Raw genomic sequence first — 26,112 nt, 5'->3', positions numbered from 1 at the left:
GGGTGGGCCCCCCGGGGACGACGTGTCGGTGATCTCGCCCAATTAGGCTGCACGGGTGCACACGCGGGCAAACCTCATCTCGGTCGTGGTGTTCGCGGCCTTCGCGAGCATCTACCTGGTGGCCGGATCGCCGCTGGCGCCGGCCGTGCTTGCGGTGCAGGTCGCCTTCGTCAGGCGGCGTTCGTGGTGGCTGGTCGTCCTCCAGGCGGCCCTGGCGTACGGGTCGGTGCTGCTGTTCGGCTCCTCGGTCGGCATCCTCGGCTTCGTCGGCGGCTCCTTGCTGCTGACGCCGCTGTGGCCGCTCGCCCTGGCGGCGGTGGCCAGCGCGGCCCTGCTGGGCCCGGCCGATCCAGCGATCAGCATGGTGTTGATCTCCCTGGTCGTCTACGGCCTGACCAGGATGACCGACCGGATCGACGAGGTGAACGCGGCCAGGCTGTCGCTGGCGATGACGGCGGCCGCCGAGGAACGACTGCGTATCGCCGCCGAACTAAACGAGGGGTTGGGAAGAGCGCTCGCCACGATCGCCGACGGCGCGCGTACCGGAACCCCGGACGTGGAGACCGCGCGCCGCTCGCTCGCCGATGCCCGAGCCGCGGCGGCGAGCTACCGAGCCATGTCCCTGGCCCCCGAGATCACCACCGCCAAGGCCATGCTGACCGCCGCGGGCGTGACCGCGGACGTGCGCGTGGGCCACGCCGAACCGCTCGGCCCGGCGGGCGCGCTCCTGGCGGCCGTGCTCCGTGAGGCCGTGACGGAGATCGTACGGCGGCGCGCGGCCACCACCTGCCTCATCGAGACCGTCACGGAAGGGTCCGCCGTCAGGTTGCGCGTCTCCAACGACGGTGCGCAGACCGCCGGCGACGAGAGCCTCGGCGACCTGCCGGCTCAGGTCGAGGCGGCAGGAGGTACGCTCACCGTCCGGCTCGCCGACGACGCCTCGATGACCGTGGAGGCGACGCTGCCCACCACGCGCCCGCCCGTCCAGCCCGCTCGCGACAGCATGCTGTCGATGGCGTTGCTGGCGGCCGTGCTGGTGGGGTTCTCAGCCAAGGCGCTGCTGCTCGCCGGCTCGCTGTGGCCGGCCGCGCTGCTGGCCGTCATCGTGTTCATGCAGCTGCGATCGGTCGAGGGGCGGCACCCGGTGGCACTGTCGATCATGGCGGTGCTGACGTTCGCGCCGATCCCGCTGTTCGGGCAGGCTTGGCTGGGCGTGGCGGGGTTCCTGGCGGGGCCGATCCTGCTGGCCTTTTCCTGGCCGGTGGCCGTGCCTCTGGTGTCGGCGATCGTGGCCGTCGTCGCGGCCGCCGCCGTGCTGCTCGGCCTGCCGCTCCCGCTGACCGTGAACTACGCGATCAGCACACTGGTGACCGGGCTGGTCGTGTACGGGCTGCTCAAGCTGGCCCAGTTGGCCAGGGAACTGCGCGAGTCGAGGGACGGCCTGGCGCGCACGGCCATCGTCGAGGAACGCCTGCGGGCCGCCCGCGACCTGCACGACCTCCTCGGCCACACCCTGGCCGCGATCCTGCTCAAATGCGAGCTCGCCCGCCGGCTCGACGCCGAGCGGGCACGCAAGGAGCTCGACGACGTCCTGACGATGACCGAACGCGCCATGAATGACCTGCGTACGGTGTCGGGCGAGCACAGGGAGCTGTCACTGACCGCGGAAGCGGAGTCGGCCCGCTCGCTGCTGGCGGCCGCGGGCATCGAGGTCGGACTCGACCTGGGCCATGACGCCCTCGGCAGGGATGTGGACACCACGCTCGGCATCGTGCTCAGGGAGGCCGTCACCAATGTCCTGCGGCACAGTGCGGCCCACCGGTGCACGATCACGACCTCCGTACGCGACGGCACCGTGCGGCTGAGCGTCCGCAACGACGGCGTACGCGCCACGCATGGACGCAGCGACTCGGCCGGGATCGGCAATCTCACCACCCGGCTGGCGGCGCTCGACGGCCGGCTGGCCGTCTCCCGCGACGACGACTGGTTCGAGCTGACAGCCACGGTCCCAACCCGCATCTGGATCCCCGCCTAGGACGCGATGCGGGCGGTCCGTATCAACCCCACCGCCGCATCGAGCACCCCGACCTCCCGCGCACTGAGCGTCGGATTGGCACCCCGCCGCTCCTTGGCCTGCTCCAGCCCGTCCCCGAAGTCCATGGCAGCACCGAGTTCGCCCAGCAACGCGACCAGCACCGCCCGCGCCACCTCGGCGGACTCGCTCGCCTCGTCCGCCGCGACCTGCGCGATGATCAGCGCCGACATGGCACAGTCCAGCCCCGGAGGCCCTTCCTGCGTGTTGCACCAATCGATCACGACCGGCCCACGCGGCGTCAGCATCACGTTGTCCGGATGCAGATCGAGATGCAGCACCCGATCACGGGGATCGCGGGAGTCCTGAGCCGGAATCGCGTGCAGCCGCTGGAGCAACCGCGCCAGCACCCGCCCCACTTCCTCGGGCGCGATCTCCCCATCGATCAGCGCCCGCAGCATGGTCGGCCCGGACAACCGTCGCATCACCAGATCGGTGGAGCCTCCCTCGCCGGGATAGACGTCGGGCACCGGAAAGCCGTGGTCCGCCACGTACGCCATGACCGCCGCCTCCCGCGTGACGTCGATCGCGAAACGGTAGCGGCGCAGCACCCGGTCGCCGTCGATCGCGTACACATCCGCGCTCCGCCCCGACCCCAGCAGCTCACCGATCTCCATGCGCCCAACCTACAGAGCCGCTATGTGGCCGCCCTGTGGCGCCGGCGATGATCGTTGATCACAAGAGGGACCGTACGCAGGACCCTTGCAGGCATCGTCGCCGCTGGAATGGCAGCCGCGCTCACCGTCATCGGCATCAGCACGCCGGCCCAGGCCGCCGCCGGTTGGACCTACATCGGCGAGTACACCAGTAAGTCGAAGTGCATCGACATGAAGCAGTCGTACCAGCGTGAAGGCTGGGACGAGTACAAGTGCACTCCGTCGTCCCGCACCTCCGGCTGGTGGTTTCTCTGGGTCAGGTAGTCCCACCACGCTGACGGCGCCCCCCGAATAGGGGCGCCGTTTCGCGTTCCGCGCCGATCAGCCCTTGATCCCGGTGGTGAGCTCCGAATCTGCGCTCGGGTCGCCCGCAACCTACCGGGGTTGTAGTTGGTCATCTCTGGGCTTCCACGCCGGACGGGGTTCTCGTAGGTTGACGACCACGCTTGCTCCCCCCTGGCTCCCCGCTGGTCGCACTGCGGGCATGCAACGGGCACGCAACATAGGTCTTCACGAGGAGTTACGTCCGGTCTCCACCCCGTAGCTCGGCGATCGCCCCCGACCCCCGTGCGGCGGCCAACCACACCCAGGCGATCATGAGAGCTGTATCTGTCCGATGGGCGTCAGGTATACCGAACGTCCTGGCAGCTCCGATCTCATGTGTTGGATGAGTCCAGGAGGAGCCTGCGAGTGCAGACGCCGACGCAGCAGGAAATGTGCACGTCAGAGCCTTGCCGATCATGCCGAACGTCGCTCATACGCTATGGGCGTCCCACTCCAGAGGTATGTTCTCGTCCTCCGAGTCGCACGCGCATTGGCAGAATGACCCCCATCACCCCAATACTTGTACTATGGGGTCGTTTTCGTCTCGGACCACGATCGCAACCGTCGTCGGCGCTACAGCGCTTGGGGCCTTGGTTGCTGGAGTGGCACTGAAGCTCAATGGGCTTGAACAGGCGAGTTGGGTAGCCGCCGTAATCACTGTGCCCCTGACGATCGTGACCGTTGTGCTCACGATCGCACGACAGACGGACGGCTCTCCCCCTCCTCAAAACGAGCCGCAAGCCCAAGAGCGTTCAATGCAGACTAAGCCGTCGGCGCAGTCCATAACCCAGACCAATGAGTCAGGGCCAAACACGATTCAGCTCGGCGACAACAACATGGTTGTCAATTGGGACAATAGAAGATCCGAGAGTCCAACTTCCAAGAGGCGCAAGTCGTGACACAAGAATCGTATCGACAAGAGAACGAAAGAGGATCCAACTCCTTCCAGCACGGAACGAATAACATCAATAATATCAGTGTCGACAATGCGGCAGCAGGCACCGGCCAGGATGCCGAAGGTACTGAAGATGCAGCGGATGATAGCGCCAAGAAACCTTCGCTTAGATTCTTTTTCGTACCACTCATAGCAATTGCCATACTTGGCGTAATTATCGAAATCGCAAATGGAGGAAGCACTCCTCCATCTCCGGCGGCGGCGCCACGCAAGCCTTGGCCTTCTGGGATTAGTCGGGAAATGCTCCTTGCCTCGGTCGCAGAGAAGCTCACCCACTGCGCAAAAGAACCCGTGCTAGAGCCTAGAAACTGCCCGCAGCACGTATATGCCCAGAGGGCCGAAAGAGTTCGCTGGTCTTTGCATGGGTACCCTGTCGATGGCGCCGATATAGGTTTTGATGGGCGCAAATTCGTGGTCACGGGGGTTGCGGTAATGAGCGTAACCTACAAGGATTCCGATGTCGAAATATTTCGTCCTGCAATCCTTCCCTACCAGGCTGTCGTATATCAGGAACGAAACCAAATTAAGCTCGGCAGCATCGTTGAACTCAAGGCGACTCCCGAGATAGTCGCCAAGCGGCAATCCGGGCGGAGTTCAGATGTGATAAACGAGGTCGTCAGAAACGCTTTCTATGCATGTGTTTCTGTCAACTACTCGCCAATGCCACAGCGCTGCCCTCAGACGGGATTGACCCCTTCGACTGAAAATACCGCATGGGAACTAGAATCCGATCCACTCCTTAATGCGAGCCACGAGTTTGACGACGATACCGGAATATTGCACATCCGCGGCAGCTATTCGGCCTTCATGGATGGTACTAATTGGTTCGGACGGCACCAACTAAGCCAAGCCGGGGACTATGACGCCTGGGTCCTAATCGATGATTCGAAAATCGAAGTCCTTGATATTCTCCACCAAGAGTGAAGTACGCGATAGAAGTACAGCCGTGAGCCGCTACAGCTCCGTAAGGACGTAGAGCAGAGCGTTCATGCTGGTTCCGCTGACGATGTCGCGCTTGTCGATCAGGCGGCGGATGTCCGTCAGAGGGACCCACTCGATGCGCTCCGCCTCCCATGCTTCGGTGGGCGGCCCGATGTGCTGGGCGCTGTCGGCGCGGAAGATGTAGTGCTCGGAGTCGGAGATGCCGTTGGTCGGCTGGGTGTAGAGCAGCGGCCGCAAAGGGCCAGGTCGCCAGCCGGTCTCTTCTTCTACCTCGCGAGCGGCGGCTGCGATCGGCTCCTCTCCTTCGTCGATCTTGCCGATCGGGATCTCCCAACCCCAGGTGTCGGTGATGAAGCGGTGCCGCCAGATGAGCAGTACGCGGTTTTGGCCGTCGGTGACGACGGCACCCGCTCCGGGCGCGGTACGGATGAGCCGGTGATCGAGATGCCTTCCGTCCGGGAGCTCTACGTCGGCCACCCGAACTTCAAGCCAGCGGTCGGTATAAAGGGGTTCTTCCGAGTGGACCTGCCAGCGCATGCGGCTGCTCCCCTGGGTGGACGCCTGGACCGGCACCACGCTACAAGGGGATGCCCGCCTGCTGTCTCGCGCGAGCAACAAACGCCTTGACCGGTTGCGTGTCGTAGGCGCTCAGGGCCGTCGCCACCGATTCGATGCGCTCGGCAAGGCGCTCGGACTCCATGCCCACGGTGCAGTCGAGCATGCTTTCCGCGGTGGAGGCGGCCTGTTCCAGCTCTCCGCGTTCGGGCAGGATCAAGGCGAGAGTCGCCTGCCTGTCTGAGTCGTACGCGCAGATACCCGCGAGCGCAACTAGCCCGCCAGCCGCTCGGAACAGTCGCCTGCCGATCTCATCGTCATGGCTACCTCTGAGCAGCGGCGTGACACTGTTGTTGAGGAAGGCCACGAGGCGCGGCCGTACCGGGACGCCGCCCACCCTTCGGTACATCTGCTCATAACGGCTACGCGCGTCCTTGAGCACCTGGACGTCGTCCATTGACACCGGGCGCGGGCCTCGCCGCGAGACGTCTATCTCGTGCGGCGGGTTCTCCCACTCGAAGACCGGTGCGATGGCGGCCGAGCCCTCGATCAACGACGCGCCCACGGGAAAGACCTTGTTCCCCAGGTCCCCATGCCATAGAGCTACAGCCTGGTCAACGGCCTTGGGCAGCTCCATCTCACAGTCGTCACTCGCCGTTCTCGCCATCCCGATGTCTGCCAAGGCGAGGACCCTCCCGACCTTAGGACCGATGACCTCGCAGATGATCTCCGGAACGTCACCCCTCGGGATGGCGTTGTCCCTGACCCATCGCGCTACGGCCGTGTGGTCGTACCGCGTAGGGCGGCGAGCGGTCGCAGTGGCCTTGTTGATCCGTGCGGCCAGTCCCGCATGCGAGACGCTCGCCTCCGCAAGCAATGCATCCAGCAGGATGTTCGGCTCACTCACTCTGCCCCTCCGTGAAGCGATGCCATATCCGCAGTGTAAGCAGGTCGTTACAGCACGACCGGACAGGTCGGCAGACGAGCACGTCACAGCTTCATCGCAATCACACGGGGTGTGAACCGACTCCCACCACCCGTCTCGATCACGCGCTTATGTCGGCGATCCCGCGCCGAGTCCACTGGCTCCATGACCGGGAATCAACCAAAGATCACAGCCCCACCGCACCCCTTGCGTGCCGCCCGCGACATAGGCCAGGCCCTTGAAGTACTCGGCGTCCCTGCCGACATCCACGATGGATACGGGCTGGCCCTGGTGTCCGTCTGGGTGGGCCTGGTGGTCTGGTGCGACGGTGACCGCTACTGGTGGCGTACCGGCTGGGACCCGCATCGCAAGCAGGTCATCTACGCCTACCATTCCGTGCTCGACCCCGAGCGAGCCGCCCGCCGTATCGCCTCCCGCTACGCCGACCTCCGCAGAAGCCATCCTGTGCCCCAGCCCGTGAGCGTCCAGACGGGATCCTCTGGGCCGATCAGTTGAGCACCGATGCGCGACAAGTAGGAAGCCGCGTCACGATCACGGAACTCCTGCACAGCCATGCAAGAACCCGTGCTCACCGCGCCGGCCTCATCGGGCGTCGCCGCACCGTGATCAGCATCCTCACCCACGGAACCAACGCCTTGGTCCGGCTTGACGGGGATCACTTCGACCTGCCCGCTGGCAAGTCCATTGGGATGACCTCACCGTCGAACCGGTCGCCGATGCGCGAACAGCACCTCCGCCTGAGTACCGGACGGGCATCTCCGGAAGTAGACGGGACGCCGTACTACACGCCGCGCTCCCCGGCACATCCATCGGCCTGTGCGCGAAGCCGGTCAACCCGCTGCCAATCTGCGGCTGGTCTCTGCCGTTCGCCCCGACTTCTCGCCGGGCCTGCTCCCGATGCGTCGCCTTGCTGGTGTCTCTATCTTGACCGCCGCACCTGGCCGCGCCCAGCCGCTGGATCAACCCAGGCCACACTGTCCCCGCCCCCGATAGCTGCCCGATTGTGTGTCCCGACCGAGGGACACGAACAATGCAGTGTCAGAGCGGGGGCACGGCCCTTAGCCCGCGCACCCGAACGACGGACCCGCACAATCGGCATAACCCACATTCGATAATGAGTGGGAATTCCTCCCGGGTCCCGCCAAACTGATCACGACCCAGTGAGGAGATTCTTTTCATGCCGAACCAGCCCGCACCGAACCTGCTGTCGTGGGCCAGCGAGATCGACGAAGGCGCGATCATGCAGGCCGCACGCACTGCCCGCCTGCCGTTCGTTTCCGGCCACGTCGCTCTCATGCCCGACGCTCACGTCGGCATCGGTGCGACGGTCGGCTCGGTGATCCCCACCGAGAATGCGATCATTCCTGCCGCCGTCGGCGTGGACATCGGCTGCGGCATGGTGGCGACCGAGACGACGCTCACGGCCTCGGACCTTCCTGACACCCTGGCCGCCCTGATGCCTATGGTGGAGCACCGCATCCCCGCCGGCGTCGGCAAGGGCCACGACGACCCGACGATCGACCACACCCTCAGCGACCTCGGACTCCCCCACACCGACCTCAACCCGAAGCAGACCAAGAAGGTAGCCGACCAGTTCGGCACCCTCGGCTCCGGAAACCACTTCGTCGAGGTCTGCCTCGACGAGCGTGACCGGGTGTGGACGGTCCTGCACTCGGGTTCACGCGGCATCGGCAACCAGCTCGCCACGATGCACATCGTGGGCGCCAAGAAGCTGATGAAGAAGCAGGAAGCCGGCCTGGAGGACCCGGACCTGGCGTACTTCGTCCAGAGCACGCCGGAGTTCACCGCGTACATCGAGGACATGCTGTGGGCCCAGCGCTACGCGATGGCCTCCCGCGCCCGGATGGACAAGGTCCTGATCAACGCCCTGTTCAAGGTCGTCGGCAAGGGCCAGCGCGTCCGCACGACGAATTGCCACCATAACTTTACCCAGCAGGAGACCCACTACGGAAAGTCCCTGTGGATCACCCGCAAGGGCGCCATCAAGGCCGACACCGGCGACGAAGGCGTGATCCCTGGATCGATGGGCACGCGTTCGTACATCGTGCGCGGCCGCGGGAACCCGGAGTCGTACAACTCCTGCTCCCACGGCGCGGGCCGGCGCATGTCACGCACCAAGGCCAGGCGGGAGCTGTCCGCGGCGTCGCTGACCGAGGCGATGAGCGGCCGTACGTGGAACGCCGACCGAGCCGCCGCCCTCGTGGACGAGCACCCCGAGGCCTACAAGTCCATCGATCAAGTGATGGCGGACCAGCAGGACCTCGTGGAGGTCCAGCACACCTTGCGCCAGATCTTCAACTACAAGGGCTGACACTGGCTCTCCTGGCGGTGTACGCCAGGAGAGCCAGACGAATGTCGTAGGCGATCAGAGATGTAGCCCTTGTCGGCGATGATCAGCAGGCCGGGCCGGTCGGTCAGCAGGCGGGGTCGTGGTCGCAGATGGCCATCAGCACCTGGCGTTCGTCGATGGCCGGGGTGGCCAGGGCCCAGGTGATCGGGAGTCCGGCGGGGGTGCAGGTCAGGTGCAGGCGCAGCCCCCAGAAGTAGCGGGAGTGGGAGCGGCAGTAGCCGTAGCCGGCCCAGCCGGCCAGCTCCGAGCGGCGGGCGGTGGGGCGCGAGCGACCGCCGCAGTCAGGATGGCTGGACTTCGTCGAAGTGGGCGAGGGCTTCGGTGGGGTCCGGGCTCACGAGGCGTTCCAGACCAGCCGTCGTGATCTTCGCCCACCTGCCGGCCCGTGCCCACATCTGTTCCTCGAAGGCGCGGACGGCCTCGTCCAGATCGCCAGGGCCAGGGGCGGCGGCGATGGACTCGGCGAGTTCGGCGCCTTCCAGCATCGCGAGGTTCGCGCCCACCCCCAATGGGGGCATCAGGTGGGCGGCGTCGCCCAGTAGCGTCACCCCGGGGACGTGGGCCCAGGTGTGGGACACGGGCAGGACGTAGAGGGGGCGGTGGACGAAAGCGGTGCCGTGGCGGAGGAGGCCGAGGACGGGAGCGGCCCAGCCGTCGAACAGGGCCAGCAGGCTTGATCGCACGGCCTCGACGTCGGCCAGGTCCAGGTTCGTGTGCCAGTCCAGCGGCGCGCGGAACTGGGCGTACACCTTGACGTGGCCGCCGCTGTTGCGTTGGGCGACGAGCTTTCGGTTCACGCCGTACACAGCCACGGAGCCGTCGCCGATCAACCGGGCGAGGTCGGGGTGGCGGGTGTCGACGTCGTCCAGGGAGGTCTCGACCGTGGTGACGCCGGTGTAGTGCGGCGTCACCGGCGAGACTGCCGGGCGGGTCCGGGACCAGGCGCCGTCCGCGCCGACTACGAGGTCGAACGTCTCCTGTCGCCCGTCCGCGAAATGGACGAGTACGCCGTCCCGGGTCCCCGGCACTATCTCCGTCACGTCCCGCCCCCACTGAACGTCCAAGGGGCCGAGCAGCAGGTCACGGAGTTGCCCGCGGTCGATCTCGGGATTGGCCCGGTCATCTGGACGGGGTCGCCAGTCGCGCAGGACGGTCCCGGCCGTGTCCAGGATGCGCATGGCCTGTCCCTCGGGACGCGAGAGCGCCTGGAATTCCGCCAGCAGCCCCGCCTTGTCCAGCGCGAGCTGGCCCAGCCCTTCGTGCAGGTCCAGCGTGCCGCCCGGGGGGCGGGCGTCGGGCGCGGGATCGCGTTCGAGGACGGTGACGGGGTAATCATGGCGGTGTAGGACGCGGGCGAAGGTAAGGCCGGCAGGGCCACTGCCGACCACGGCGATGCGATGTCTCATGTCGATACACTGTATTTTGCTGATACGGTGTATCGCAACAGTACGATGTAGCCATGACTGTGTGGGACCGGCCGGAGCCGCCGACTCGCCCCGCGCCGCTCGACCGGGAGCGGATCGTTGCCGCCGCCATCGCGCTGGCCGACGAGGGCGGGCTGGAGGCGGTGTCGTTGCGCAAGGTCGCCGCCCGGCTGGACGTCGGCCCGATGCGGCTGTACGGATACATCTCCACCAAGGAGGAGCTGTTCGACCTCATGGTGGACGAGGTCTACGCCGAGATCCTCCCCGAGGAGCAGCCCGGGGACTGGCGGGAGGTGCTGCGCATCCGCGCCGACCGCACCAGGCGGGCCACTCTCCGTCACGAATGGCTGGCCGACCTGCTCGGCGGCCGTCCGACCCTGGGCCCGAACGCCCTCGCCGTGACTGAGGCCACGCTGGCCGCCCTCGACGGCCTCGCCGACCTCGACACCGTCATGCGCGCCGTGGAGACCGTCAGCGCCTACTTCACTGGCGCGATCAGGCGCGAGATCGCGGACCTGCGGGCCGAGCGCGCCACGGGCCTGTCCAAGCGCGACTGGCAGCGCGCCTCCGGCCCGCATGTGAGGAGGATGCTGGCCACGGGGCGCTTCCCGGCGCTGGCCAAGGCCGTGCACGACGGCACGGAGGTGGACGCCGAGACGTCCTTCGCCACCGGCTTGGACTGGGTCCTCGACGCCGTGGCCGCCAAACTCGCCCGGCCGCCGGCGTGACACTCAGGATTCGCGCTCATCGACTCGCCGGTCGGCCCGCTCCCCTGGAACAACCAGGCCATGGGCGGTCTCGACGCCGAGACCCTCCTCATACTGCTCATCGGTCACGGGCCCGGCGGTATCCCGCCCAGCGGGCGCAGGCCCTTCGCCGGCGCCGAGCGGGACAAGCTCAAGGCCGCCGTCCAGCGAGGGCTGGGAGCGGCGCTGGAGATGTCCGGCACCCGGGAGCTGCCCAAGCGGATCGACGAGCTGCTGGCCCACGGCGAACGCCTGGCCGCCGAGAAAGAACCTCACTGCACACAAGACCCGCCTGGCATGATTGACGCTCTTGATCTGGACAACGGGCGGCGGCAAGCGCCTCTTCGGCCGTGATGCGATCTCGACGTTCACTCACCAGGTGCTTCCCGGCGGGATGCAGGGCTTGACGGTCACGTTTGAGGTGGAACATGTGCTGTGCATCCGCCCCGACGTCGCCGCCGTGAAGGTGCGTCAGGTCTATCGGAACCCCGACGGGACGGAGGAGGTGGGGACGCCGACCCGCACATCAAGGCCCCGTCCGGCACGTCCGGCGGGGTCTTTTCACGCGGCTGATGGACCCCTGGACCGTCCACCGGCACGGAGGTCACGGCCAAGCTAGACATCCCCGCGCTCAAGGACAAGGTGCCGTTCGTCATGGGCTCGGCGCTCACTTGGCCCGACACCCTCGGCGTGCACGGCGAGCTGCTGGCCAGGCACTTCAGCGGTATCACCCCCGGCAACGAGCTGGGCACCATAGGTCCGGCCGAGTCGCCGGCTGGGAGCGACGGTCAAAGCCCCGCCCGGACCGAGTTCGGTCCAGGACGGGGCGAGGGCTTTTTGGTGCGTTCGGGTCAGGCGTCGGGGATCAGGTTGAGGAAGCCGGCGGGGACGTTGGTAGAGGCGGGGCGGCCGAGGGCGGTCCATTCGTCGAGCGAGAGATGCCGCTTCTTGCCCGCCTCGACGACGTGGATGGCGCCGTCGGCGACGTTACGGAGGTAGCTGCCGTCGGCGGGGATCGACCCGAAGGAGCTGATCCACGCCATGGGCGCGTTGGTGGCGGGCGGGCTGCCGAGCGCCTCGTACTCCGCGGGATTCACGTGGTACTTCGCACCGCCCACGGTGACGAAGATGGCGCCGTCGGCGGGGTTGCGGAGGTAGGTGCCGGGAGCGGGGGAGTCGCTCAAGGTGTCGATGAAGCCGCCGGGGACGTTGGTCGAGGCCGGTTTGCCGAGTGCCTCCCACTGCGCCGGGTCGAGGTGGTACCCGGCGCCGCCCGCGACGAGGAAGACGGCTCCGTCGGTCGCTCTGCGCAGGTACGTGCCGTCCTCCGGCACCGCCTTGTAGGAGTCGATGACCCGGACAGGGACGTTGATCGAACCCGGTTTGCCGAGGGCCTCCCAGTCGGTGGGGCTCAGGTGGTATTTGGCGCCGCCCGCGGTCACGTAGATGGAGCCGTTCGCCGGGCTGCGCAGGTACGTGCCGTCACGTGGTTCCTGGGGCAGGTTGTTCAGCCAGCCCGCGGGGACGCCGGTCCACGCGGTGTCGCCGTAGCCGGCCGCCTCCAGTTCGGCCATGCCGGCGAACCGGACCGGGGCGCCGCCGGCGATCACGGCGATCGTCCCGTCGGGCTCGCGGTACAGGCGGCCCTCCACCGGGGTGGAGGGGGCGGAGATCAGGGGCCAGATGGTGTTGACGATGATCTGCGCGTCACCGGCCTGGGGCTGGTAACGGTCAGGGTAGGCCGACACCTGGACCTTCTGGCAGACCTCGCCGATCGGGGCGGTCATCCAGGCGTTGCCCGGATACTTGGAGATCATTTTGTTGAGGAAGGCGTTGGTGGCCCAGGTGGGGTCGAGCCGCTGCTCTCTGGAGCCCCAGCTGGCCCGCTGCTGGAACAGGCCCAGACTGTCGTGGTCGAGCTCCACGCTGATGTTGTCGATGCTGCTTTCGACGATCGTGGTGGCGATGGCGATGACCGCGGCGCGCGGGTTCAGGCCGCGGTCGTGCACGGCCTTGATCACCATGCGGGCGCACGAGACGCGGTAGGCCGACATGTAGCCGCGCATCTTGGCCTTCAAGGTGGTGTTGAGCCGGCCGGCCACCGTCGCATCCGCCGCGGAGGCGCCATGGGGATCGCAGGCGGCCACGGCTCTGGCGGCGTTCACGGCGCCTGCGCTCGGTGCGGGGGTGGGCGTGGGGTCCGCCCAGGCAGTGGCGTGGGCGGGAGAGGCGAATAAGGCGGCCGCGGCGGTGACGGCCAGCGTGCCCAGCGCGGCACGGGAGATGAGCCTGCGGTTCATGGTGACGTCTCCAGGAAGGTCAGGGGAAGGAGACCGGGGGCACGACGGCGTGCCCCCGGGTGTGCCGCTCTGATCAGGCGTTGGGGATCTGGTCGAGGAAAGCGCCGGGGACGTTGGTCGCGGCGGGCTTGCCCAGGTCCGTCCACTCCTGGAGGGACAGGTGCCGCTTCTTGCCGCCGGTGACGGCCCAGATGGCGCCGTCGCGGTGGTCGCGCAGGTAGCTGCCGTCGGCGGGCATCGATCCGTAGGTGTCGATCCACGCGGTCGGCACGGTGGCGAAGGCGGGGCTGCCGAGCGCCTCGTACTCGGCGGGGCTCAGGTGGTACTTGGCGCCGCCCACGGTGACGTAGATCGCGCCGTCGACGGGGCTGCGCAGATAGCTGCCGTCGGCGGGCCGGGTGCCGAAGGAGGCGAGCCACTCGGGCGGCACGTTGGAGAAGGTCGGGCTGCCGAGCGCCTCGTACTCGGCGGGGCTCAGGTGGTATTTGGCGCCGCCTACGATCACGTGGATCGCGCCGTCGGCGATGTTGCGCAGGTGGGTGCCGGGGCGGGGCGAGGCGCTCAGCGAGTCGATGAATCCGCCCGGAACGTTGGTCGAGGCGGGCTTGCCGAGTGCCTCCCACTGCGCCGGGCTCAGGTGATATTTGGCGCCGCCGGCGATGAGGAAGATCGCGCCATCGGACGCCCTCCGCAGGTGGGTGCCGTCCAGCGGCGCCGCGTCATACTCCTCGAGGAACCTGACTGGCACGTTGGTCGCGCCCGGCTTGCCCATCTCGTTCCACTCGGCAGGGGTCAGGTGGTATTTGGCGCCGCCAGCGATCACGTAGATGGAGCCGTCGGCGGCGCTGCGCAGGTAGGTGCCGTTCCGCGGGTCCTGGGGCAGCTTGTTCAGCCAGCCCGCGGGGACGGCCGTCAGAGCGGCGTCGCCGTAGCCGGCCGCCTCCAGTTCGGCCATGCCGGCGAACCGGACCGGCGCGCCGCCGGCGATGACCGCGATCGTCCCGCTGGGCTCGCGGTAGAGGTGGCCCTCGGCCGGGGTCACCGGCACCGTGGCGTCATCCCTGATCTTGTTGTAGCGGATGGGGCGGTAGGTGTTCATGTCCGCCCACGTGTTGAATCCCACCTGGCCGTGCGAGTTCTTGATCGGTCCCTTAGCCCAGTCGCCGTCTGTCGGCCCGTTCAGCGAGTAGACGTAGGCTCCGTCGGTGTGGTCGTTCGGGTCCTTCCACATCGCGAAAAGCTCGATGTGGCCGCTCTTCAGGATCGCGTCGCCGGGCTTGAGGTCGTGGATGCTGCCGAGCACGGTCTTCCCGCTCCAGCTGGAGAAGCCGGTGGTGTTGAGGCTGCTGCCCAGGTGCCAGGCCAGGGAGACGTACCCAGAGCAGTCGGTTCGGTAGTTCCGCCCGGCCGAGTCACCCCTCCAGCGGCTCTGGCTGTAGACGATGCGCTCGTTCACCCAGTACTGGGCCCTGGTCAGGGTCTCGCTGCGCACGATCTCGCCGTCCACGCTGGAGGCGGCCTGCGCCGGTGCGGCTGAGACGGCGGCGGCGGTGAGCGCGGCGGCGGCGGCGAGGCCGGCGGTCATGGTACGGCGGGCGCGGGCCTTCTTGAGGGCCATGGTCTCTCCTTGAGGTTGCTGAGGGCTGTCGATGCGCGGTCCGGCGGAGGGTTCCGCCGGTTTCCCGGAGGACTCCTGGGCCCGTTGACGGTCGGGCCTGCCGATGGCTGAACAGTGATCCACGGCACTCAAATCGACCTGTAATTCCGCTGCAGCAGCCTCTACAGGCGCGCGAGCTTGGCTTCGCCAAGAGCGCGGCGGAAATCCAAGAACCTGGCTCCTTGAGGATCTTTAATGTCACATGGAGGCAATGGCGGATCCTTGGGAGATCTCAATGGACTTACGGCTTCTCGGGCCGGTAGAGGCGTGGCGCGCCGACAGTGAGGTGCCACTGGGAGGAGCCAAACCACGGGCCCTGCTGGCGGCCCTGCTGCTCGATCCGGGCCGGGTGGTTCCCGCCGAGCGCCTCATGGAGGCCGTCTGGGGAGAGGACCCGCCACCCACCGCGCGGGCGGTGCTCCAGACCTACATCGCGTCCCTGCGCCGGTCGTTCGAGAACGCGGAAATGGCCGGGGTGATCGTCTCCCACCGGGCCGGATACCTCGCCGACGTACCGGCCGACGCGATCGACAGGAATGTCTTCGAGCGGCACGTCGCCGAGGGACGGCGAGCGGCCCGGGAGGAACGCCACCGTGAGGCGGCCGACTCCATGCGCACGGCCCTCGCGCTCTGGCGCGGCCCCGCCTTCGGCGGCATCGGCAACTCCTTCCTCACCGCCGAGGCCGCCAGGCTGGACGAGCTGCGGCTCACGGTCATCGAGGAGCGCGTCGCGGCGGACATGGCGGCGGGCCCCGCTGAACGGCTCATCGACGAGCTCACCCGGCTGGTCGCCCTGCACCCGACCAGGGAGCGGCTACGCCGTGCCCACATGGTGGTCCTCTACCGAGCCGGCCGGCAGGCCGACGCCCTCGCCGTCTTCCGCGAGGGCAGGCAGGCGCTGATCGAGGAGCTGGGCATCGAGCCGGGGCCCGAGCTGCGAGAGGCGCACGAGCTGATCCTGCGCTCGGACCCGTCCCTGCTGATAGCCGCTGAGCCCGAGACGACCACCGTCGCGGCCCCGCTCCGTCAGCTTCCGCCGCCACCGCCCGACTTCACGGGCCGCGACGACGAGGTCGCGACGCTGCGTGCCCACCTCACCAAGCCCGGCTCCATGCCCGTCTGTGTCATCTCGGGGCCGGGAGGGGCGGGAAAGTCCGCGCTCGCCCTCCACACCGCCCATGAGATCGCCGAGCTCTACCCTGACGGGCAGCTCCACGTCGAGCTGCGCGGCACGTCGGAGGCACCGGCCACGCCCGAGGAGGTGCTCGGCCGGCTGCTGCGCGATCTCGACCCCTCGGCGACGCCGCTCCCGCCCACGCTGGAGGAACGCGCCGCCCGTTATCGCTCCCTCCTCGCCGCCCGCCGCAAGCTGGTCGTCCTCGAGGACGCCGGCTCCGAGGGACAGGTACGGCCGCTCCTGCCGGGGACGGCCGGGTGCGGTGTGATCGTCACCTCGCGCAGCCGGCTCGCCGGCCTTGCCGGTGCCACGTTCATCGATCTCGGTGTGCTTCACTTGGCCGCCGCCGTCGAGCTGCTCTCCCGGATCGCCGGACCGGACAGGGTCGCCGCGGGTTCCGACGCGGCCCGCCGGATCGTACGGCAGTGCGGCGGCCTGCCCCTCGCCCTGCGGATCGCGGGGGCGCGCCTCGCTTCCCGCCGCCACTGGTCGGCGGAACGCCTCGCCGAGCGGTTGGCCGACGAGCAGCGGAGGCTCGACGAGCTGGCCGTGGGCGACCAGGAAGTGCGTGCGAGCATCGGCCTCAGCTACGAGCTGTTGCCTCTGCCCGCCAAGACCGTGTTACGCCGCCTGGGCCTGCTCGGCCTGCCGTACTTCTCCGCGTGGGTCGCGGCCGCGGCCATCGAGAGCGGCCAGGACGAAGCCGAGGACCTGCTGGAGCAGCTCGTGGACGCCTCGCTCGCCGGAGTGCAGGGGGTGGACGCCACCGGTCAGATCCGTTACCGGCTGCACGATCTCATCCGGCTGTTCGCCAGGGAGCGGGCCGAGGCGGAGGAGACCGAGGCGGCGCGCGTCGCCACGGTGACCAGGGTGCTGGGTGGCTGGTTATGGCTGATCGAACGGCTCAGCAAGGCCGCGCCCACGGGGTGGATTCCCCTGCGCTCCAGCTACCGGTTGACCCATCCCGTCGACGCGGAGGTGGAGCACGCCGTGCTGGCCGACCCGCACGGCTGGTTCAGGACCGAGGAGGAGCCGCTGATCGTGGCCATCGAGCTGGCGGCGGCGCTCGACCTCCACGAGATCGCCGTCGAGCTGGCCTCCGCGCTGTCGTACTCCTTCGAGGGCAGCCAGCACGTCTTCGACAACCCGTTCGCGGGCTTGCACCGCGTCCACGAGGCCGCGCTGGCCGCCGCTCGGCGGGGCGACAACGCCATCGGCCAGGCCACCCTGCTGGCCGGGCTCGGTCAGCTCCTCTACGAACGCGACCGCTACGCCGAAGCGCGCGAGCATCTCGGCCAGGCACTGTCGATGTTCCGCTCGGCGAAGGACGTCCGCGGCGAGGCGGCCACCCTCACCGCGCTCGGCGCCGCCTGCCGCGAGCAGGGCTACTTGCCGGAGGCGCTGCACTTCCTCCACCGGGCCGAGGAGTTGTGGGCCGGGCAGCCGGACCAGGCGGCGATGGCGCACGTCAAGCGGCTCATGGGCACCGTACATCTCGAACAGGGCGACTACCGGTCGTCATGGACCGAACTCAACACCGCTCTGTCGCTCTACCGGGAGGAGGGCGTCCGGCGCGGTGAAGGGCTGACACTGCGCAGCATCTCCCTGTATCACCGGGCGAAGGGCGAGCTCGGCCAAGCGGAGCAGACGGCCCTGCAGGCACTGGACATCTGCGACTCGATCGGCGACCGGTTGCTCGTCGCGTACTGCCAGCGCGCGCTCGCCAAGGTGCGCCTCCGCCGCGGCAAGCACGACGAGGCCAGGACGCCGCTCCAGGAGGCGCTCTCCGTGGCGCGCGAATTGGGCGACCGCTTCGGCGAGGCGTGCGCGCTGCGTAACCTCGGCGAGCTCGACCTGGCGGAGGGCCGTCTCTACCAGGCCAAGAACAACCTGGAGGAGTCGCTCCGAGTGTGGGACGCCGTGTCCTCCGCGGTGTTCCGCGCCCGCGTCCTGCGCGACCTCGCCAACGTGCACCATGCCCTCGGCGATCAGGCCACGGCGGAGCTGACCAGGGCCGAGGCGCTGGAGATCTTCCGGCTGCACGGCTCCCGCGAGTACGGCGAGCTCCTGCGGTAGCGGCCTTCCTCTGTAGAACCGATTACAGCGTTCTTGTAGCAGCCGGGCGCATCATGAGCGTCGGCGTCTCCGCAAGGGGCCGCTGCACGTTCGATCCCGGAGGCTCGCATGACCGACCTGGTGCTCCTGTCAGACCCGCGGATAGCCGCGCTGGTGGTGAAGGAGTGCGACGAACCGCTGGTCGACCTCCGCGAAGTGCCGGCCATCCGGGTCGACCCCCGCCTCGCCGACGCGGAGGGAATCTTCGCTCATGTACGGCTGACCGTGGCCGATCGCCTGGTGGCGGCGCAGACCCAGTTGCCGCGCGGGCTGCGGCTCCTGGTGGTGGAGGGCCTGCGCCCGTACACGTTGCAGGAGCGATACTTCGCGGAATCGTGCGCCGGGCTGCACGCCGCGCATCCGGAGTGGGACGAGGATCGCGCCTGGCGTGAAGCGGCCAAATACGTCTCGCCTCCCGAGGTCGCGCCACATGTCACCGGCGGCGCAGTGGACCTGACCCTGTGCACGGACGACGGAGTCGAGATCCCCATGGGCACGCAGGTCAACGCCACCCCTCCGGAGAGCGACGAGGCCTGCTACACCGCCTTCGCCGGCACCTCCGAGGAGGCCCGGCGCAACCGTCGCGCGCTGGGCAGCGCCATGACGTCCGGGGGGTTCGTCAACTACCCGACGGAGTGGTGGCACTGGTCCTACGGGGACCGCTACTGGGCATTCACCACCGGCGCCCGCTACGCGATCTACGGCCCGGCCGTAGGCCTCCGTACGTGATCCGCATCCGCCACTCACGTACGGTGGACGGCCCCACCTCTCGCCGGGAAGCCGCAACCCCGACCCATCCCAATTGTCGACCCGACCTTCTCCGGCCCGTCGCGGCGTACCCGCGCTATACCGGCGCTCCCTAGGGTCTGGCGAGACAAGGAGTCGTCAGAAGGAGAAGAGCATACGCATGCGGAAGATCGTGGGGCGCATCGCGTCTATCGGCACCGTGGGCTTGGTGGCGGCGGCCACGCTGGCCATGAGCACCTCCAGCGCCCAGGCGGCGAACTACTGGTCGTCCAGCGCACCGAAGTACGCCACCAACGTGGGCACGGTGACGTCGCAGACGGTCACGGTCACGCCTGACAAGTACACGCTGCAGATCCGGTCGGGCAAGTGGGGCGGCAACTACTACCTGTGGGCTCGGGTCCCCAACCCCGCCGGCAATATGGGCAGCAACGACAATCTCTGGCTGGAGGTTTACAACCCCTCGACGAAGAAGTGGGAATCCAGCGGCTCTACACCGATCAACAGCAAGACCACCTACTCCAAGGCGCACCGCAGCAAGGCCGGCTGGGGTTACAAGGCCTGCGCGAAGGACAACATCATGGGCGGCAGCCCGGCCAAGTGCATCACCTGGTGGGTGTGAGTTCCTGAACACGCGTACGGCACGCGTGCCAGGTGGTGCCTGATCTTCGTCCGGGCCGATACGCCAAAATAGCGCCGAAAGTGCCCATGGCCTGGGGGATCGATACGGGAGCTGTGGTTTCGGTCTTCATCATGCCCTCATCCAACCGGCCGAGCTGGCCCTTATACAGAGCCAATCAGTTCCGAGGTCAGCTCGTGCAGCCGTTCTGCGGCCCGCCGGTCGAAGGAGGGCAGGTCCAGGCCGAGCCGCCGCTCTCGGATGAAGGCGCTGAGCGGCTCGGCAGGCGGATCGTCGAGGCGGGCGACGATCGGCTTGATCCCCTCTTCCACCGGCATCCCGTACCTCTTGAGCGCCTCGGCGTGCGGGGCGGTCGTCGCGTCGTACTGGCCGGCGACGCCGGTGGACACGCTTCCAGGATGGATCAGCACATATCGGGTACGGCGGCCTCGCGCCGCGAAGGCCACCCCGAGCAGGTCGTTCGCCTTCCCGGCCTGGAACTGCGCCGTCACGCCGGAGTAGCCGCGCTGCAGCATGAGATCGTCCCAGTGGATGCGCCCGTCCGGCTGACCTGGCCCCGACACGTTGACGATCACGCCGGGCCGGTTGAGGCCGTGGCTGAGCAGGAACCGGCTCAGGTAGTCCAGCGCGAACGTCCCCTCCACCCCCTCCGCCGTCACGAACCGGCTCGTACGGAAATAGCGGGCGCACAACACGAGCGCGTCCACGGCTGGGTACGCGGCGTTGATCTGCTCGATCACCCGCCTGTTCTCGCTGATCAGGCTCAGGTCCGCTGGGATGAACGCGGCCCCGGGCACCGCCTTGCGCGGGTCGCGGCCGACGGTGACGACCGTGTCGCCTCGCTCCACGTACGTGCGGGCGAGCGCCTTGCCCATCCCGTCCGTCCCGCCGGTGATCACCACTGTCTTCATGAGGTCCTCGCCAGGTCTTCGGGTACGGGTCGCGCGGCCGCCTCAGGCCTGCCGGGCAGGAGCGGGATGGCGGCCAGGACGATCACGATCGCGCCGGCGGCGAGCCAGAAGACGCCGTGGAAACCGGTGATCGGGTCGCCGGCAGTTTGCAGGACGAGCGTGACGAGGGCGACGCCGAGGGCCGCGCCGAGCTGGTTGAGCATGTAGAGCACCGAGCTGCCCTGCGCCACCATGGGCCCCGGCAGGGTGCGGTAGAGCGATCCCATCGTCGGCGCGCTGAAACAGCCGCAGCCCAGGCCGAGCGCGAACGCCGCCAGCATCGGCCACACCTGCGGGGTCTCCGTACCGATGCGGGTGAAGGCCAGCGCGCTCAGCACCGCCACGACCGCGCCGCCGGTGGCCAGGCCGCGGGCGCCGAGCCGGTCCGACAGGCGCCCGGCCAGCGGCATGGCGACCGCGCCGCCGAGCCCGAGCGGGGCCATCATCAGCCCGGCGGCGAGCACGCCGGAGCCGTGCGCCTGCTGGTGGTACAGGGGCAGGGCGAACAGCGCGGCGAACAGGGCCAGCCCGCCGAGCCCCATGATCGTGACGCTCGCGCTGAACCCCCGGTTGGCGAACAGCCGCAGGTCGATCAGCGCCTCGTTGACGCTTCTCGGCCTCAGCGCGTAGCCGAGCAGCAGCGCCACTCCCGCACCCAGCGGTGTCAGCACCTGCCAGGCGGCGAATGCTCCCTGCTCGGCCGTCTGCGACAAGGCCAGCACGACGGCCGCGAAGCCGGGGCCGAGCAGCGCCAGTCCGAGTACGTCGAGCCGCGCCGCCGACGTCCCAGCCGGCTCATCGGCGGGAATGACGCGGAGGGCGAGCACGTACGCGATGGCGCCGAAAGGCACGCTGAGCAGGAACATCCACCGCCATTCGAGGCTGTCGAGCACGGCCCCGCCCGCTATCGGCCCGAGCACCGGCCCAAGGGACAGCACCACTCCCATCAGGCCCATCACCCGTCCGGCGCGGTGCGGCCCGGCCGCTCGGGCCAGCAGGATCAGTACGAGCGGATCGAGCAGCCCGGCCCCGAACCCCTGCAGCACGCGGAAGGCGATCAGGCTGCCGACGTTCCAGGCCAGTCCCGTGCCGAGCGACCCGGCCAGGAACAGCAGCAGGCCGGCCAGCCACAGCCGCTTGCCGCCGAACCGGTCGACGGCCCACGTGGTGAACGGGATGGTCGCGGTCACGGCCAGCAGGAATCCGGTGGACGTCCAGCCGATCGTACTCAGCGAGGTGCCGAAGGCCGTGGCGAGCGTGTCGGTGGCGACGGCGGCCATCGTGCTGTTGAGGATGCCCAGCAGCCCGCCGAGGAGCACCACGACGATCATCCACAGCAGCCGCGTGTCCAGACGATCCTCGTCCGGCGGAATTGAACTCATGGGTTCAACGTAATAGCCCTATGCGTCAACACGCAACCGGGTCGTTCATCTCGTTGAACCAGCGGGTACAATCGAGGACATGAGCAGCACCACCTCCTCGCGCGGCCGCATCGACAAGCGGGAGGCGATCCTGGAAGGCGCGTTCACTGTGTTCGCCCGCCAGGGCTACGCCCAGGCCTGCGTGCAGGAGATCGCCGATGAGGCGGGCGTGGCCAAGCCGACGGTGTACAACCACCTGACCGACAAAGCCACCCTCTTCAAGAACGCGATCGAGGCCGCCGCCCGGACGTCGCTGAACGAGCGCCTGGTGACCCTGGAGTCGCTCGCCAACCCCGGCGACGACCTGCCCACCACACTGGAGGACGTCGGCTACGCGCTGCTCCGCCTGCACACCGACGACCGCTCGTGCGCGCTACGCCGCCTGCTCCACTCGGAGATCAAGAGGTTCCCCGAGATCCTCGACATCGTGAAGGACAGCGGCCCCGACCGGCTCAACCAGGCCCTCGCCGACCGGCTGGCCCGGCTCACGCTCGCCGGCCGGCTGCGCGCCACGGACCCCGACCTGGCGGCCGAGCAGCTCATGGCCCTGCTCACAGGCCCGCTTGAGGCCCGCTCCCAGCTGGGGACCCGCACGCTGGACGACGACGAGGTGCGGGGCATGGCGCAGGCCGCGACACGGACGTTCCTTCGCGTTTGGGGACCGGACGAACCCGACACGCCATAGACAATCATGCCGACAAGAAGTCTTGTCGATGGTGAACAAGGGATATAGTCTGCCGCGTGTGGTGGAACGAGACGACTACGCGGGCATCCGCGACCGGATCATCAGGCTCTCCCACCTCCATGGCTTGCGCTGCGACTGGGCGGAAACGACAAAACGCCAGCGATTCCTCCTGCTATGGGATGCCGAGGGCCGCGTCGTGGCCCGCGCGATCGTCCCGCTGTACCCCGGGGAGACCCCGCACCTGGTGGACTCCCTCGAACAGGGGCTCGCGCACCTGTTCGGCGACGATTGGCTGGAGGCTCGATGACCGCAGACCGCGTTGACGTCCACGTCACCATGGCCGGCAACCTATGGCTGGCCAAGGTGGACGGCGTGGCCGGCGGCATGTCGGCCCGTACGCTGAAGGAACTGCACGGGGATGTCGCCGAGGGGCTTCCGTTCCTGTTCACCGATCGCGCCCGGCCGCCGAAGCCGGTCTTCCACTACGCCCTGCCCGGCCTGTCGGAGCAGGACCTCGACGACTTCGCCGCCCTCCAGCGCCAGGCCGCCGCGATCGCCGAGGACTACACGCGTACGCTTAAGAAACGCGTCAAGCACATGCACGAGCTCGGCCTGTCGGACGCCGACATCGGTGAGCTGCTCGGCCTGACCAAGCAGCGCATCCAGCAGATCCGCACCAACGCCAACGACGAGGCCCGCCAGACCGGATAGTCCAGCGGGCCCCGATGCGCGAGGTCAAGGCTTGGTGTCGGTCCAGCCCGCCTTGAGGATGGCGTAGGAGTTGAACACCGTGCCGGGCTCGAGCCCCGCCTGGAGGCCGGCGGGCTTCACCACGACGTCCTCGGTGCCGAGTGCCTGGCCGCTCGCCTCGTCGAAGATCAGCCGGTTCTCCAGGACGGCGGAGCTCTTGACGCCCTCCTCGATGGCCACGGCCGTGCCCTGGCGGCCCTGCGCGTCCGTGACATTCTCGATGACCTTGACGGTGTCGAGCTCGGCGAGCATGCGGAACGCGGCCCCGCGTACCTGCGGCGTCACCGGCATATCCGTGATCAGGCCCACGCTCACCTTGAACAGCCAGACGTCGGACCCCATCGGGACGCTGGAGGACTCCGTGTCGTGGCCCTTGTACGAGCGCAGCAGCCACTTCTTGAGCTCGTCCGGGTCGCCAGGCAAGTCGCGCAGGTCCTTCATCGTGACGTTGCGTCCCAGCCAGAACACCTTGTCCCCGTCCACCAGAGGACTGCGGCTGGTCCGCACCTTACCCGGCGAGGTCTCCAGCGCCAGCGGCATCGGCTTGCCCTTGCCGGGCACCGCGACCTCGATCTCGGCCGGGGAGCCGGCCCGCTCCCACGCCCGCCGGTCCTCCTCGGTGGCCGGCCGCGCACCCAGGGACTGGCTGCGGCTCCACTGCTCGCCGCCGGTGGCGCTGGGCGTCCACATCTCCGACCGTTCCTTCACCATGACCTGGTAGCCCTGCGCCGCGCTGAACACGGTCTGCCGCACCGACTCGGTGTGCCAGTAGTCCCCGGCGCTCTCGGTCTGCCGGTCCGCCTTCTCGGCCGCGGCCAGCAACACCTGCCGCGCCGACAGGGTGACCTTCGGCACCGCCGTGCCGTCCGGCCTTGTCGTGGAGCTGCTGCCGTCCGGCCCGGTCGTGGCGGTGGCGGCGAGCGGGCCGCCGTCGGGCGCCCGCGGAGCCGGCGCCACCCCGTTCCCGGAGATGACGACGGCCACCGCCGCCGCGGCCGCCACCGCCCCGGCGAGGCCGACGCCCCACACGGGCCTGACCGTCTTGCGCCGGCGCCGCACCGGCCGCGGCTGCGACATGGCGTGGGCCAACTCGGCGGCCCTGGTGCGCGGGTCCACCGGCCGGTCGCCGAGATGCGCGGGGCGGGCGGCCCTGAGCTCGTCGATGGGGTTCATGACCACTCCTCGCTGAGGTTCCGAACGTGGGGCAGGGCTGGTTGCGCGGGCTCCATCGTGCGGGCGAGCCGCTTGCGGGCCCGATGCAGCCGTACGCGGAACGCCGCCGACGAGCATCCGATGACGCGAGCGGCCTCCTTCGGCGACAGCCCATGCCAGGCGACCAGCATCAGGATTTCCCGGTCGTCCTCCGGCAACGCGGCCAGCGCCCGGAGCACCCCCATCCGCTCGGTCACCTGATCCGCCACATCGCCCTCGGTCCAGGCCCGCAGCTCCGCTGCCAGCGCTTCCCTGCGCGCCTCGGCCCGTACGTTGTCGCGCAGCACGTTACGGGCGACGCCGAGCAGCCACGGCAGGGCCGGCTCCGGCACGTCGTCCAGGCGCCGCCAGGCGATCGCGAACGTCTCGCTCACCACCTCGTCCGCCACCTGCCGCCCCGCGCGACTGACCACGTAGGCCCACACACGTTGTCGGCATTCGTCGTACATGCCGGTGAACCGGTGCGAATCATCCGCCACCGCCCAGCCCCTTCGTTCGGGATGCGTGCTTCTGACACCAGGAAGTGGTCCGAACGTCCTTCTTGTTACGCCTCAGCCCGAAATTTCATTTGCGCGGAACCACCACGGGCTCGCCCACACCGAACAGGGCAGACAGATCGACCAGGAGAACGTCTTCCCTGCGGCGTGCCGCACTGACGAGATCCGGCTGGAAACCCTCCATCGAGAACAGTGCCAAGACGGCCGACGCGGTGTCGTGCCCATGCTCGGTCAGCAGCTCTTTGAGACGATCGAGCCGGTCGAGATCCGCCACGCTCCGCCGGGTGACCGTGGCCTTCGCCTCGCCGATGAGGCTGATATGCGCCCTCCCTGACCGCTTGTCCAGAGCGACGACGTCGATCTCGTGCTTGGCCTGCCCCTTCCTGTCGTTGACGACGGTCCCCGTCACCAGGCCGGCATCACCTCGCAGCGCCGGGTCGGCCTGGGCCCGAAGCCACGCCCTGGCGCAACTCTCGAAGTGAGGTCCCAGGATGCGAGCGACAAAGGTGGGCCGCGAACGACGCCACGCCTCTGCCGACTGGCCCGTCTCCACGAGATCATGCTGTGGGACGGTGATCAGGTTGTGGAACCGGACGATGGGATCGGCAATGGTGATCACTGGACGTCTTTCCCACAGTGGATCGGTCTCGTACCGGAGGTATCCCGCGCTCGCCAGCGCGTCGATGGGCCGGGTCAGTGACGAGCGCGGCTGCTCCAGCAACCCACCGATCTTCGCCGGACTCGTGGCACCGTTCGCGACAGCATTGATGATCGCGTAGTGCAACGCGCTTCCGGTGAACTTCGGATCCTCACGCAGCAGATACTCCGCTTCACTTCCGGAGTAGAGCGCCTGCCGCGGGTCCAGCACGGTGGCCGGAGCCCAGGCATCCACTTCGCCGGGAGCCTGCGGCGGATCCACACAGGACTCGCGGCGGCTTCAGCATGGACGTCAC

General features: G+C 68.5%; 25 protein-coding genes and 1 pseudogene. 14 read left to right on the top strand and 12 right to left on the bottom strand.

Translation table 11 applies throughout. From position 1 onward, the window contains the following. Positions 1-55 precede the first annotated feature (55 nt). A complete protein-coding gene (locus ACTMTI_RS22365; protein WP_441122398.1) occupies positions 56-2,035 on the top strand; it encodes a histidine kinase in 1,980 nt (659 codons plus the stop codon). On the opposite strand, the gene ACTMTI_RS22360 is transcribed toward ACTMTI_RS22365, so the two are convergent. Next, positions 2,032-2,709: a phosphotransferase gene (locus ACTMTI_RS22360; RefSeq protein ID WP_441122397.1), complete on the bottom strand. Its 678-nt coding sequence runs from the start codon at positions 2,707-2,709 to the stop codon at positions 2,032-2,034. The genes ACTMTI_RS22365 and ACTMTI_RS22360 overlap by 4 nt on opposite strands. Positions 2,710-2,817: 108 nt before the next feature. On the opposite strand from ACTMTI_RS22360, the gene ACTMTI_RS22355 reads away from it, so the two are divergent. After that, positions 2,818-3,012 (top strand): hypothetical protein, encoded by a 195-nt coding sequence (locus tag ACTMTI_RS22355; RefSeq protein WP_441122396.1) that lies wholly within the window; start codon positions 2,818-2,820, stop codon positions 3,010-3,012. Positions 3,013-3,967: 955 nt separating this feature from the next. Beyond that, a complete protein-coding gene (locus ACTMTI_RS22350; protein WP_441122395.1) occupies positions 3,968-4,951 on the top strand; it encodes a hypothetical protein in 984 nt (327 codons plus the stop codon). 30 nt (positions 4,952-4,981) lie between these two features. Here ACTMTI_RS22350 and ACTMTI_RS22345 read toward each other — a convergent pair whose 3' ends face one another. After that, positions 4,982-5,506: an NUDIX domain-containing protein gene (locus ACTMTI_RS22345; protein ID WP_441122394.1), complete on the bottom strand. Its 525-nt coding sequence runs from the start codon at positions 5,504-5,506 to the stop codon at positions 4,982-4,984. 40 nt (positions 5,507-5,546) lie between these two features. Beyond that, the gene (locus tag ACTMTI_RS22340; RefSeq protein ID WP_441122393.1) at positions 5,547-6,431 is read right to left on the bottom strand and encodes a hypothetical protein; all 885 of its coding nucleotides are present in this window, start codon (positions 6,429-6,431) and stop codon (positions 5,547-5,549) included. A 183-nt stretch (positions 6,432-6,614) separates the two neighbouring features. On the opposite strand from ACTMTI_RS22340, the gene ACTMTI_RS22335 reads away from it, so the two are divergent. Then, positions 6,615-6,965: a hypothetical protein gene (locus ACTMTI_RS22335; RefSeq protein ID WP_441122392.1), complete on the top strand. Its 351-nt coding sequence runs from the start codon at positions 6,615-6,617 to the stop codon at positions 6,963-6,965. Between the two features lie 682 nt (positions 6,966-7,647). Continuing rightward, on the top strand, positions 7,648-8,802 hold the full coding sequence (locus tag ACTMTI_RS22330) for an RtcB family protein (protein ID WP_441122391.1): 1,155 nt from the start codon (positions 7,648-7,650) through the stop codon (positions 8,800-8,802). A 47-nt stretch (positions 8,803-8,849) separates the two neighbouring features. Here ACTMTI_RS22330 and ACTMTI_RS22325 read toward each other — a convergent pair. Both ACTMTI_RS22325 and ACTMTI_RS22320 read right to left on the bottom strand, forming a co-directional pair. Next, positions 8,850-9,115 (bottom strand): annotated as a pseudogene (locus ACTMTI_RS22325) (IS982 family transposase); the annotation flags it as partial. Positions 9,116-9,122: 7 nt separating this feature from the next. Further along, positions 9,123-10,247 carry an FAD-dependent oxidoreductase gene (locus ACTMTI_RS22320; RefSeq protein ID WP_441122390.1) on the bottom strand — a complete coding sequence of 375 codons (1,125 nt, stop codon included), beginning with the start codon at positions 10,245-10,247 and terminating at the stop codon, positions 9,123-9,125. A 53-nt stretch (positions 10,248-10,300) separates the two neighbouring features. Between ACTMTI_RS22320 and ACTMTI_RS22315 the strand changes: the two genes are divergently transcribed. From ACTMTI_RS22315 to ACTMTI_RS22305, 3 genes are read left to right on the top strand one after another with little or no spacing between them, the layout of a single operon-like run. After that, positions 10,301-10,993 carry a TetR/AcrR family transcriptional regulator gene (locus ACTMTI_RS22315; protein ID WP_441122389.1) on the top strand — a complete coding sequence of 231 codons (693 nt, stop codon included), beginning with the start codon at positions 10,301-10,303 and terminating at the stop codon, positions 10,991-10,993. A gap of 60 nt (positions 10,994-11,053) precedes the next feature. After that, positions 11,054-11,365 (top strand): hypothetical protein, encoded by a 312-nt coding sequence (locus ACTMTI_RS22310; protein WP_441122388.1) that lies wholly within the window; start codon positions 11,054-11,056, stop codon positions 11,363-11,365. Continuing rightward, positions 11,313-11,630: an SgcJ/EcaC family oxidoreductase gene (locus ACTMTI_RS22305; protein ID WP_441122387.1), complete on the top strand. Its 318-nt coding sequence runs from the start codon at positions 11,313-11,315 to the stop codon at positions 11,628-11,630. The genes ACTMTI_RS22310 and ACTMTI_RS22305 overlap by 53 nt, the downstream gene beginning before the upstream one ends. Positions 11,631-11,862: 232 nt before the next feature. Here ACTMTI_RS22305 and ACTMTI_RS22300 read toward each other — a convergent pair whose 3' ends face one another. Together ACTMTI_RS22300 and ACTMTI_RS22295 are read right to left on the bottom strand one after the other, a co-directional pair. Then, a complete protein-coding gene (locus ACTMTI_RS22300; RefSeq protein WP_441122386.1) occupies positions 11,863-13,311 on the bottom strand; it encodes a hypothetical protein in 1,449 nt (482 codons plus the stop codon). Positions 13,312-13,384: 73 nt separating this feature from the next. After that, entirely contained in the window at positions 13,385-14,929 is a 1,545-nt protein-coding gene (locus ACTMTI_RS22295) for a hypothetical protein (protein ID WP_441122385.1), read from the bottom strand. A 274-nt stretch (positions 14,930-15,203) separates the two neighbouring features. Here ACTMTI_RS22295 and ACTMTI_RS22290 point away from each other — a divergent pair, with 274 nt between their 5' ends. The 3 genes from ACTMTI_RS22290 (at position 15,204) to ACTMTI_RS22280 (ending at position 19,626) form a co-directional block, all read left to right on the top strand. Further along, on the top strand, positions 15,204-18,221 hold the full coding sequence (locus tag ACTMTI_RS22290) for an AfsR/SARP family transcriptional regulator (protein ID WP_441122384.1): 3,018 nt from the start codon (positions 15,204-15,206) through the stop codon (positions 18,219-18,221). 108 nt (positions 18,222-18,329) lie between these two features. Then, positions 18,330-18,989, top strand: a complete 660-nt coding sequence (locus ACTMTI_RS22285; RefSeq protein WP_441122383.1) for a M15 family metallopeptidase — start codon at positions 18,330-18,332, stop codon at positions 18,987-18,989. Between the two features lie 178 nt (positions 18,990-19,167). Continuing rightward, the gene (locus ACTMTI_RS22280) at positions 19,168-19,626 is read left to right on the top strand and encodes a hypothetical protein (RefSeq protein ID WP_441122382.1); all 459 of its coding nucleotides are present in this window, start codon (positions 19,168-19,170) and stop codon (positions 19,624-19,626) included. A gap of 161 nt (positions 19,627-19,787) precedes the next feature. On the opposite strand, the gene ACTMTI_RS22275 is transcribed toward ACTMTI_RS22280, so the two are convergent. Both ACTMTI_RS22275 and ACTMTI_RS22270 read right to left on the bottom strand, forming a co-directional pair. Beyond that, entirely contained in the window at positions 19,788-20,555 is a 768-nt protein-coding gene (locus tag ACTMTI_RS22275) for an SDR family NAD(P)-dependent oxidoreductase (RefSeq protein ID WP_441122381.1), read from the bottom strand. Beyond that, on the bottom strand, positions 20,552-21,976 hold the full coding sequence (locus tag ACTMTI_RS22270) for a DHA2 family efflux MFS transporter permease subunit (protein WP_441122380.1): 1,425 nt from the start codon (positions 21,974-21,976) through the stop codon (positions 20,552-20,554). The genes ACTMTI_RS22275 and ACTMTI_RS22270 overlap by 4 nt, the downstream gene beginning before the upstream one ends. Positions 21,977-22,055: 79 nt before the next feature. On the opposite strand from ACTMTI_RS22270, the gene ACTMTI_RS22265 reads away from it, so the two are divergent. The 3 genes from ACTMTI_RS22265 to ACTMTI_RS22255 are packed head-to-tail and all read left to right on the top strand — an operon-like array spanning position 22,056 to position 23,411. After that, positions 22,056-22,700 carry a TetR/AcrR family transcriptional regulator gene (locus tag ACTMTI_RS22265; RefSeq protein ID WP_441122379.1) on the top strand — a complete coding sequence of 215 codons (645 nt, stop codon included), beginning with the start codon at positions 22,056-22,058 and terminating at the stop codon, positions 22,698-22,700. Between the two features lie 58 nt (positions 22,701-22,758). Beyond that, positions 22,759-23,007, top strand: coding sequence for a hypothetical protein (locus ACTMTI_RS22260; protein WP_441122378.1), 249 nt, complete (start codon positions 22,759-22,761; stop codon positions 23,005-23,007). Continuing rightward, positions 23,004-23,411: a hypothetical protein gene (locus ACTMTI_RS22255; protein ID WP_441122377.1), complete on the top strand. Its 408-nt coding sequence runs from the start codon at positions 23,004-23,006 to the stop codon at positions 23,409-23,411. The genes ACTMTI_RS22260 and ACTMTI_RS22255 overlap by 4 nt, the downstream gene beginning before the upstream one ends. A gap of 24 nt (positions 23,412-23,435) precedes the next feature. Here the strand turns inward: ACTMTI_RS22255 and ACTMTI_RS22250 are convergent, their stop codons facing one another. The 3 genes from ACTMTI_RS22250 to ACTMTI_RS22240 all read right to left on the bottom strand — a co-directional run bounded on the left by ACTMTI_RS22250 (position 23,436) and on the right by ACTMTI_RS22240 (position 26,078). Continuing rightward, the gene (locus ACTMTI_RS22250; protein WP_441122376.1) at positions 23,436-24,623 is read right to left on the bottom strand and encodes a CU044_5270 family protein; all 1,188 of its coding nucleotides are present in this window, start codon (positions 24,621-24,623) and stop codon (positions 23,436-23,438) included. Beyond that, on the bottom strand, positions 24,620-25,141 hold the full coding sequence (locus tag ACTMTI_RS22245; RefSeq protein ID WP_441122375.1) for an RNA polymerase sigma factor: 522 nt from the start codon (positions 25,139-25,141) through the stop codon (positions 24,620-24,622). Before ACTMTI_RS22245 ends, ACTMTI_RS22250 begins: the two co-directional genes overlap by 4 nt. 85 nt (positions 25,142-25,226) lie before the next feature. Next, a complete protein-coding gene (locus ACTMTI_RS22240; RefSeq protein WP_441122374.1) occupies positions 25,227-26,078 on the bottom strand; it encodes a hypothetical protein in 852 nt (283 codons plus the stop codon). Positions 26,079-26,112 lie beyond the last annotated feature (34 nt).

It is taken from the genome of Nonomuraea sp. H19, assembly GCF_052068215.1.
Taxonomy (GTDB): domain Bacteria; phylum Actinomycetota; class Actinomycetes; order Streptosporangiales; family Streptosporangiaceae; genus Nonomuraea.
This window is presented reverse-complemented; position numbering and strand designations above follow the sequence as displayed.

Coding starts and splice junctions, on each gene's coding strand:
- ACTMTI_RS22330 (WP_441122391.1), top strand. CDS start 7,648: ATGCCGAACCAGCCCGCACCGAACCTGCTGTCGTGGGCCAGCGAGATC.
- ACTMTI_RS22355 (WP_441122396.1), top strand. CDS start 2,818: ATGGCAGCCGCGCTCACCGTCATCGGCATCAGCACGCCGGCCCAGGCC.
- ACTMTI_RS22250 (WP_441122376.1), bottom strand. CDS start 24,623: ATGAACCCCATCGACGAGCTCAGGGCCGCCCGCCCCGCGCATCTCGGC.
- ACTMTI_RS22345 (WP_441122394.1), bottom strand. CDS start 5,506: ATGCGCTGGCAGGTCCACTCGGAAGAACCCCTTTATACCGACCGCTGG.
- ACTMTI_RS22320 (WP_441122390.1), bottom strand. CDS start 10,247: ATGAGACATCGCATCGCCGTGGTCGGCAGTGGCCCTGCCGGCCTTACC.
- ACTMTI_RS22315 (WP_441122389.1), top strand. CDS start 10,301: ATGACTGTGTGGGACCGGCCGGAGCCGCCGACTCGCCCCGCGCCGCTC.
- ACTMTI_RS22280 (WP_441122382.1), top strand. CDS start 19,168: ATGCGGAAGATCGTGGGGCGCATCGCGTCTATCGGCACCGTGGGCTTG.
- ACTMTI_RS22285 (WP_441122383.1), top strand. CDS start 18,330: ATGACCGACCTGGTGCTCCTGTCAGACCCGCGGATAGCCGCGCTGGTG.
- ACTMTI_RS22335 (WP_441122392.1), top strand. CDS start 6,615: ATGACCGGGAATCAACCAAAGATCACAGCCCCACCGCACCCCTTGCGT.
- ACTMTI_RS22255 (WP_441122377.1), top strand. CDS start 23,004: ATGACCGCAGACCGCGTTGACGTCCACGTCACCATGGCCGGCAACCTA.
- ACTMTI_RS22360 (WP_441122397.1), bottom strand. CDS start 2,709: ATGGAGATCGGTGAGCTGCTGGGGTCGGGGCGGAGCGCGGATGTGTAC.
- ACTMTI_RS22300 (WP_441122386.1), bottom strand. CDS start 13,311: ATGAACCGCAGGCTCATCTCCCGTGCCGCGCTGGGCACGCTGGCCGTC.
- ACTMTI_RS22295 (WP_441122385.1), bottom strand. CDS start 14,929: ATGGCCCTCAAGAAGGCCCGCGCCCGCCGTACCATGACCGCCGGCCTC.
- ACTMTI_RS22265 (WP_441122379.1), top strand. CDS start 22,056: ATGAGCAGCACCACCTCCTCGCGCGGCCGCATCGACAAGCGGGAGGCG.
- ACTMTI_RS22310 (WP_441122388.1), top strand. CDS start 11,054: ATGGGCGGTCTCGACGCCGAGACCCTCCTCATACTGCTCATCGGTCAC.
- ACTMTI_RS22275 (WP_441122381.1), bottom strand. CDS start 20,555: ATGAAGACAGTGGTGATCACCGGCGGGACGGACGGGATGGGCAAGGCG.
- ACTMTI_RS22270 (WP_441122380.1), bottom strand. CDS start 21,976: ATGAGTTCAATTCCGCCGGACGAGGATCGTCTGGACACGCGGCTGCTG.
- ACTMTI_RS22290 (WP_441122384.1), top strand. CDS start 15,204: ATGGACTTACGGCTTCTCGGGCCGGTAGAGGCGTGGCGCGCCGACAGT.